At 61.8% G+C, this 6,460-nt stretch carries 7 protein-coding genes; 1 reads left to right on the top strand and 6 read right to left on the bottom strand.

Going from position 1 to position 6,460, the window contains the following annotated elements:
- The 4 genes from KVS69_RS17560 to KVS69_RS17545 form a co-directional block, all read right to left on the bottom strand.
- The coding region (locus KVS69_RS17560) for a PQQ-dependent sugar dehydrogenase (RefSeq protein WP_217539227.1) at window positions 1-1,307 on the bottom strand (1,307 nt) is incomplete at its 3' end.
- A gap of 243 nt (window positions 1,308-1,550) precedes the next feature.
- Entirely contained in the window at window positions 1,551-4,124 is a 2,574-nt protein-coding gene (gene ligD / locus KVS69_RS17555; protein ID WP_217539226.1) for a DNA ligase D, read from the bottom strand.
- Window positions 4,125-4,136: 12 nt separating this feature from the next.
- A complete protein-coding gene (locus KVS69_RS17550; RefSeq protein ID WP_217539225.1) occupies window positions 4,137-4,313 on the bottom strand; it encodes a DUF3606 domain-containing protein in 177 nt (58 codons plus the stop codon).
- 57 nt (window positions 4,314-4,370) lie between these two features.
- A complete protein-coding gene (locus KVS69_RS17545) occupies window positions 4,371-4,715 on the bottom strand; it encodes a hypothetical protein (protein ID WP_217539224.1) in 345 nt (114 codons plus the stop codon).
- Window positions 4,716-4,969: 254 nt separating this feature from the next.
- Between KVS69_RS17545 and KVS69_RS17540 the strand changes: the two genes are divergently transcribed.
- Window positions 4,970-5,482 carry a hypothetical protein gene (locus KVS69_RS17540; protein WP_217539223.1) on the top strand — a complete coding sequence of 171 codons (513 nt, stop codon included), beginning with the start codon at window positions 4,970-4,972 and terminating at the stop codon, window positions 5,480-5,482.
- Between the two features lie 72 nt (window positions 5,483-5,554).
- Here KVS69_RS17540 and KVS69_RS17535 read toward each other — a convergent pair whose 3' ends face one another.
- Together KVS69_RS17535 and KVS69_RS17530 are read right to left on the bottom strand one after the other, a co-directional pair.
- Window positions 5,555-6,064 carry a ferritin-like domain-containing protein gene (locus KVS69_RS17535; RefSeq protein ID WP_217539222.1) on the bottom strand — a complete coding sequence of 170 codons (510 nt, stop codon included), beginning with the start codon at window positions 6,062-6,064 and terminating at the stop codon, window positions 5,555-5,557.
- Between the two features lie 107 nt (window positions 6,065-6,171).
- Entirely contained in the window at window positions 6,172-6,459 is a 288-nt protein-coding gene (locus KVS69_RS17530) for a response regulator (RefSeq protein WP_254622256.1), read from the bottom strand.
- Window position 6,460 lies beyond the last annotated feature (1 nt).

Genomic DNA, 6,460 nt, shown 5'->3' with positions numbered 1-6,460 from the left:
GACCGCCCCGCGTTGGCCACTGTTTCGGGGGTGCGCTCCAAGCCCAACGGGACACCCGCCCCGGCGGTGACCTGCCGCTCAAGGGACTGCGAAGGAATCGCGGTGGGCTGCGCTGCAGCAGGGGTGCCGCCGCTGTAGCTCACCCGATAGAGCGTGCCATTGGCATCATCGCCCACCAACAGGGCTCCGCCACGTGTGATGGCCAGCCCCACCGGCCGGGCCCCATGCTTCTGGCCCCCATCGACCAGGAACCCGGTCAAGAACGGCTCAAAGGCGGTGGGCTGCCCGTTGCGGAAGCGGACCCGAACCACCTCGTAACCAGAGGCGGGCTTTCGATTCCATGAGCCACGCATGGTGACGAACGCATCGCCCCGGTATTCCGCCGGGAACTGGCTGGCCGTGTAGAACACCATTTGCATGGGGGCGGCATGGGCGGTATAGCCCAGCGTCATGGGCTCGCTCATCTGAGCCCACTGCGCCTTCGTGATTTCCCCCGGCGGGGTGCTCTGCGGGTTTTGTCCGTCCTTCCCCCAGATGTGCGGCCAGCCATACTGCTTGCCTTTGACGATGTGGTTCAGTTCCTCCGGCTGGACGTCATCGCCCAGGAAGTCGATGCCGTGATCCATGCCCCACAACTCGCCAAATTTGGGGTCCCACGCGAAGCCGATCGTGTTTCGCAGCCCACTAGCGAAGATCGTCCTGCTTTTGCCATCAGGCGTTGACCGTAACAAGGCGGCATGCTCCGGGTTGGTCTCGTTGCATGCGTTACAGGACGAGCCCACGCTGATGTAGAGCATACCGTCTGGGCCGAACGCCATCGTCCGGTTGGGATGCTGTCCGCCGTCCGGCAAATCGTTGATGATTCGCTCGACGGCACCCAGGGAACCGTCTGCATTGATGGGCGCTCGAAAGACCTCGGTCGGGGTAGCCATGTAGAGCTGTCCGCCTCCGATTGCCAACCCGTGGACGTTGGGTCGGTGCGTTACCGCCCTAGGCGCCTCGTCCAGGGCTCCGTCTTCGTTGGCGTCCTTCAAGAGCAACACGTCGCCTTGCTCCCGACGGGAGACGTAAATGTCGCCGTTTGGAGCAACGGCGATGATCCGAATGTTCTTCAGGTCCTTGGCGAAGGCCTTGACCTCGAATCCCTGCGGCACCTTCAGCGCGGCAATGCGCTGGTCAGTAGCGGGGACTTTGTCGGGTTTGAAGGTGTTGACCCGGGCGGGAACGTCCGTCCCATCGCCCTGCTGGGCAAGCACGGGGCCAGTTAAGACGCACAGCAGAGCGGCGTATACGAGGGTCCGTTTCATGGGCTCTAGTCCAAGGATAGCCAGGACCTGAATCATCAGACGGCCCAGATCAACCGCGTGCGAATGCTATGCGAGTGGAGCGTGAGCGGGCTCTTGGTGGGTCATGCCCCTCGGAAGAAGTTCCGCTGCCACTCGGTCGTGCCCTTGGACTTCGCGTTCTGTCGTAGTCAGAAGGACTCCGTGACCCTGCGCTCGGCCCGTCAGCGTGCATACGGCAAATGGGTTCCAACGCAGGGGCCAAGATCAGTCGTCTTGTGCCCACCGGGCCAGGTTCTGCTGAATCGTGTTGATGTCCGCCCACGGATCTTTTCGGCGCCGCTTCAGCTTTTCGGGCACCTCCTTCATGGTGAAAGCATCCGCACGGGTCAGCTTGGAGAGCTCGCTCCAGGCGATGGGCACGGCCACAGGCGCGCCGGGCCGACCACGCAGTGAATAGGAGGCCACAGCCGTGGCGCCGCGGCCGTTTCGCAGGTAGTCGACAAAGATGCGCTTGTTGCGAAGGCTCTTGGTCGAGGTCGCCAGGAAGCGGGTCGGCTCCGACTGAGACAAGGCCTCGGCGAACCCTTTGGCAAACCGCTTGGTCAGGTCCCAATCGCACCCGGGGTTCAAGGGCACCACCACGTGCAAGCCTTTCCCTCCCGACACCCGCAAGAACGACTCCAGTTCCAGTTGCTCAAGCAGCTTCCGGATGTCCACGGCGGCCTTTTTGACCTCGGAGAACGGAACATCCGGGCCCGGGTCCAAGTCGAAGACCACGCGATCAGCCCTGTCCGGGTCCTCTGCGTGGCTACCCCAAGGGTGAAACTCCAGCGCGTTGAACTGCACCAGCTCCAGCAGGCTGGCCGCGTCGCGAACCACCAGGTAGTGCGCGTTGACGCCGCTGTCCTCTTTAAGGCGAACCGAATCCACCAGCTCCAAGCCGGCCGTGTGGTGCTTTTGGAAGAAACAGGGCTTGGCTGTCCCGCTGGGACAGCGAATGATCGACAACGGACGGCCGATGATCTCGGGAAGCAAATGATCCATCACGGCCGTGTAGTAATCCCACACGTCCTGTTTAGTCGCCTTTATGTCCGGAAAGATTACCTTGGTGGGACTGGACAGTTTGGGCGGCGTGCGCGCTTCACCTACCGACTTGGCCGAGCTCCCCGCAGAAGGTTTTTTGGTCGCCTTCCGGGACGACTTTAACGGGACTGCATCCGTGGCCTTGTCCGCTGGAGGTGTCCTGTCTGAGTCGGCCAGGTCGGCCACGTCTTTGTCTCGCCGAACCGCTTTGAGCGAGGGTTGACGCAGCAGTTGTTGCCCACCAATGCCCCGGTAGAACACTTCCACGACAAAGCGCGGCTCAAACCAAGTCGCTGACCGAAGGTCGGTATCCTTGGTGGGCACGTGGGCCGTGGGCGTCTTTCCACCCGCCCGGCCGATCAACTGGCTCAACTCCTTGATGAGCGTGTCGGAGAAGCCCGAGCCCACTCGCCCCACGTAAAGCCACCCGTGTTTGGGATCCGGCTTGGCCAACAACAGCGACCCAAAGCCGGCGCGGCTTCCCTTGGGGGCGGTGTAGCCCACCACCGCAAACTCATCGCTGGCCAACTGCTTGGTCTTCTTCCAGTCCTCGCTTCGGCCACCGCGATAGGCCCGATCAGCTCGCTTGGAGATAATCCCTTCGAAGTGGCGGTCGCCGGCGAGTTGATAGGCCGATTCCCCGTCCCCCTCGATGTGCGAGCTGTAGGCCAAGGGCCCTGAACTCCCTTCCAAGAGCTCTTGCAGGAGCTCCTTGCGCTCCAGCAGGGGCGCATCGGCGATGTCGATTCCGTCGATGTGGAGCAAATCGAACAGGGCGTAAGCCAACGTGCCTTGGCGCTCCCCGGATAACGTGGCCTGGAGGAGGTTGAAGTCCTCCTTGGTGCCACTGCCGGCGATGAGTTCGCCGTCCAATGCGCCTGATTTCAGCCCCAAGGCGGCCACAGCGTCCCGGATTTCGGGGATCTTCGACGTCCACTCCAGCGCATTGCGGGACCATAGCTGCACTTGGCCCTCAGCGATCGTGGCCAGAATGCGGTAACCGTCCCACTTGATCTCATGAATCCACTGGTCTCCCTTGGGGGGCACGTCTCCCAGCTTGGCCAGCTGCGGCTCGAACGGGCCTTCGGGCGCTTTGGCTTTCTTGGCTTTGGTCAGCGCCGAGGCTTTCTTCGCCCAGTCCCTGCGCCGTCCTTTCTTCGGCAACGCGACGGCGGTGAGCTTCTTCTTATCGGCCTTCCCCGCGCCCGCGCGCTTCAGATCTTCGGCGGGCGGTGCGGTCACATCGCCAAGCAAATCGTCCGCCTCCACGTCGCTTGCGAAGGCATCGTCGTCTTTGAATAGTAACCATTGCGGCTGCTTGGCGGGCTTACCCGACCGGACCAGGTGCCATCCACCCTTCAGCTTCGTGCCAAACAACTCGAACCGAAGATGCCCCTTGGCGAGCTGGGCTTCCGGGTCGCCCGTCGTCGCCCACACACCGTGGTCAAACTGGGCGACGTGCCCGCCGCCGTATTGCCCTTTGGGGATGTCGCCTTCGAAGCCGGCATAGTCCACGGGATGGTCTTCCACCTCTACGGCCATCCGTTTGACCGTCGGATCGTAGCTGGGCCCTTTGGGAACGGCCCAGCTCTTCAGCGCGTCCCCGACTTGGAGCCTGAAGTCGTAATGCCGGCGGCTGGCGTGGTGTAGCTGGACCACGAAAATCGCCCGTTTCCCCTGCGGCAACGCCTTGCCGGGCTCCGGCTCCTTCGTTTTGTCAAAGCTCCGCTTGCGGCGGTATTCCGTAAGCGACATGCCCTTCCCCGGTTACTTGTGCAAGTGCTTTCGCACCGCGACCGCCGTCGGACCTACGGCCTTCACCGCCGCCCGCAGTTCCTCGGCGCTGACACCCAGCGCCTTGGTCCAATACTGGAGCTCGTAATCTTCGTTGACGTTGATGCGGTCGGGGTCCGGGCTGCCAGTGTTCTTTTTGTCGTCGATCATGGTGATCTCCTCCGTTCGTCCTAAATGGTTTGGGCCCAAGCAACTGCCGGCTTCAGGTCACTGCATAGCGGGAGATGGGGTCGCGCTGAACGCTGTTGGCCGAACAGCGACAGGTCCGTAGGCCATCTCGCCTGCAGCAGCAATCACTTCCAATAGGTGAGCTGCGACGGGGCCTCGCGTTTTCCGCACGCCGATAAAGTGGACCCATGAACCGTCCACTTCCACGCGTGTTCCGGCAAGCTCTGGGGACCGGCTCACCAGCCCTTGCAGGTTCTGAATCCACGTATCGCAGGGGGTCGCGTCCAGCTGGACCACGGTGGTGGCATCGCCCGCGTAGAGATCCGCCATTTCCATTCGGGTCACTCGCGGCGGCGCAGCCAGAAACTGTGGATAAGCGCTCATACGATTCTCCTAATAAGGTTGGAGACAAATATCCGCTTCAGAGAGAGCACGGCGTGTCACCAAGGCGTCAAGGGGACGTCAAGCCGCTGGGCAGCTCTAGTCGAGTCGCCATTCATACACGAACGCTCGCACGCGCGACGAAAAAACACGCCGTCGTAAGCGGTAGTTCCCTAGTATTTTCGGTAGAGCTAAGCTTGCACCCATTACGCGGGAGTCACGGTGAGAAGTGATTGCAACTGATTCCGGGAGCGACAATGTTCAACTCAGCGATGGACGTGACGATTTGGCATGGTCTCTATCTGCTTTGGCTTACTGCAGGGGCCATCGACTTTTGGCTTCACAGAGCCAGTAGCATCGAAACCACGTCGGGGCTAAAAGAATCCGGGCTGCACTTGGTGCAGATCGCGATCCTGGGGGCGGCAACGCTGCTATGGCTCTCCTTTCGAGCGTCTCAACCGCTTTTCCTGATCCTTCTGGCGCTGGTGTGTCTGCACGCCATCACAGGCTATTGGGACACCCGCGTGGCCTATCCCACGCGAGCCATTCGCCCCTTGGAGCAGCACGTTCATAGCATCTTGGACTTGGCCCCTTTGATCGCAATCGGCGCCGTTTACTGGTCTATGCCTGATACGCATGTCGCTACTGGCCTGGCACTTGACCTGGCTCCCATCGCCTTGTGGTTGTTTGCCATCGTGCCGGCGCTCCTCCTTACGGTGCTTCCCGCCCTGATTGAGTTCCGACGCTGCATTGTCTACCGCGCGCCCTGAGACGCATGGCAAGTCGAGGCCCCGTCGGAGCGTCGTAGCGCATCCGACAGGGCACTGATGACGATCCAGCCGTTACTTCTTGGCTTCGACGCCTGGGGTCGCGTCGCGCACCAGGAACTCCTCGGTCACTTCGGGCAAGTGCGAGGCCAGCCAATCGGCCATTGCTTCTTCCTGGCCCAAGATCTCCTCGCATACGCGGGCCGTCTCCGGGTCGCCGGCGGTCTTGGCGGCCGCGATCAGCGCGGTGTAAGACGCGATTTCGAAGTGCTCGAACACGTAGCCGGCCATCGCGCCTTTCACGATCTCATCCGAGGCGGTCATCCCGCCCAGCGCTTGACCGAAGGCGGCCATCTTGCCCATCACGTCTTTGATGGTGGAAGGAGAACCGCCCAGGCGCTTGATGCACCCTTCCAGCAGCTCTCGCTGGCCGATCGTTTCTTGGATGTGCTCTTCGATTCGCGCTTTCAAGACGGGATAGTGCTCGATGCGGGACGCCTGGCCCTTCAGCATGGTCTCCGCCTGCTGCTCCATCGCATGAGCATCGCGGAGCCAATCGAGCAGGTTTTCTTTGGTTTCAGCCATGGTGCAACTCCTCGTTTGGATCAGGGGAAACCGCACCCTATCCAGACAAGCATCGACGAAACGCGATGTAGAAGTGACGGCCGGGCGAATCCGACCCTCAACGCCGGTCAGACAGACGCCGCCGGGTGGAGCTCAGAGATGGCGCGCCGAATGTCCTTGACTCGGAATGGCTTCTCCATGACCGGGGTTCGTTGGAAACGCTCGGGAAGGGTCCTAGCCTCAAAGCCCGTGGTGAACACAAACGGGATCCCGCGCTCCATCAGCACATCTGCGACCGGGAAGGACTCTTGGCCGTGCAGGTTGACATCCAACATCGCCACGTCAAAGGCTTCGCTTTGCGCTCGCTCCAACGCTTCAGGCAGATACTCCGCCTTCTCCCCCACCGCATAGCCCAAG

Source organism: Stenotrophomonas sp. GbtcB23 (assembly GCF_019091045.1).
GTDB lineage: Bacteria > Pseudomonadota > Gammaproteobacteria > Xanthomonadales > Xanthomonadaceae > Stenotrophomonas > Stenotrophomonas rhizophila_A.
This window is presented reverse-complemented; position numbering and strand designations above follow the sequence as displayed.

What these genes read in the sequence shown, in the direction of transcription:
- ligD (WP_217539226.1), bottom strand. Translation starts at nt 4,124, where the DNA reads ATGTCGCTTACGGAATACCGCCGCAAGCGGAGCTTTGACAAAACGAAG.
- KVS69_RS17550 (WP_217539225.1), bottom strand. Translation starts at nt 4,313, where the DNA reads ATGATCGACGACAAAAAGAACACTGGCAGCCCGGACCCCGACCGCATC.
- KVS69_RS17545 (WP_217539224.1), bottom strand. Translation starts at nt 4,715, where the DNA reads ATGAGCGCTTATCCACAGTTTCTGGCTGCGCCGCCGCGAGTGACCCGA.
- KVS69_RS17540 (WP_217539223.1), top strand. Translation starts at nt 4,970, where the DNA reads ATGTTCAACTCAGCGATGGACGTGACGATTTGGCATGGTCTCTATCTG.
- KVS69_RS17535 (WP_217539222.1), bottom strand. Translation starts at nt 6,064, where the DNA reads ATGGCTGAAACCAAAGAAAACCTGCTCGATTGGCTCCGCGATGCTCAT.